At 60.5% G+C, this 984-nt stretch carries 2 protein-coding genes; one reads left to right on the top strand and one right to left on the bottom strand.

Features of this window, described 5'->3' with window-relative positions; all coding sequences use genetic code 11:
• The coding region (locus tag ACFFNA_RS38995) for a VOC family protein (protein WP_111544956.1) at window positions 1-375 on the top strand (375 nt) is incomplete at its 5' end.
• A 57-nt stretch (window positions 376-432) separates the two neighbouring features.
• Here the strand turns inward: ACFFNA_RS38995 and ACFFNA_RS38990 are convergent.
• Window positions 433-984: TRAP transporter substrate-binding protein (locus ACFFNA_RS38990; RefSeq protein ID WP_378925585.1), on the bottom strand; the 552-nt coding region annotated here is incomplete at its 5' end.

The following is a 984-nucleotide window of genomic DNA, read 5'->3' as shown; positions in this document are numbered from 1 at the left end:
ATGAAACTGAACCATGCCAATCTGATTACCACCGAAGTCGCGGCTCTTGCCGGCTTCTTCACCAGCCATTTCGGCTTCGAGCTTGTCGCCATGCGCGGCAAGGATGCCTTCGCGGTTTTACGCGGAACGGACGGCTTCATCCTCAACCTGATGATGCCGGGCAAGGGAGAGACGGCCCGCTATCCCGACGGTTTTCACGTCGGCTTCTTCGTGGGCAAACCAGACATTGTGCACGCAAAGCAGGCCGAGCTTGCCGATGCGGGCCTCGCGCCGGGCGAGGTCCAAGAGCTGACGCGCGGCGGCGTCAATTCGACCACCTTCTACTGCCTTGCCCCAGGCGGAATACTGGTCGAAGTCAGTTCCTCGCCAGCCTGAAAAGAAAGACCCCCGGGCACAGGCCCGGGGTCTTTCCAATGGAGGCAATGCAGTGGTCTACAGCTTGCCGTTGCGCTGCTGGACCATCATGAAGGTGTCGTAATTGTATTCGGCCACCTGCGCCCAGAGATAGTGCTCCTTGCGGAAGCCCTTGATCGAGTCCCAGATCTTCTTGAACGGCGCGTTGGTGGCTTCCATTTCGGCATAGACCTCGTTGGCCTTTTCGAAGCAGGCGGCCATGATGTCCTGGCTGAACGGGCGCAGCTTGGCTCCACCGGCCACCAGCCGCTTCACCGCTGCCGGGTTCAGATAATCGTATTTCTGCAGCATGTTGGCATCGGCAGCCTGGGCGGCGGTGCGCAGCAGAGATTTGTAAGCCGGCGAAAGTTCGTCGTATTTCGCCTTGTTGAACATCAGGTGGACGGTCGGGCCGCCTTCCCACCAGCCGGGGTAGTAGTAATAGGGCCCCACCTTGTAGAAGCCGAGCTTCTCGTCGTCATACGGGCCGACCCATTCGGCGGCGTCGATGGTGCCTTTTTCCAGCGCCGGATAGATATCGCCGCCGGCGATCTGCTGCGGCACGACGCCGAGCTTCTGCACCACCTTGCC

Origin of the sequence: Mesorhizobium kowhaii (genome assembly GCF_042431665.1) — a bacterium.
GTDB classification, from domain to species: domain Bacteria; phylum Pseudomonadota; class Alphaproteobacteria; order Rhizobiales; family Rhizobiaceae; genus Mesorhizobium; species Mesorhizobium kowhaii.
The sequence above is the reverse complement of the archived record's forward strand: the minus strand, read 5'-3'. Positions and strand labels throughout refer to the sequence as shown.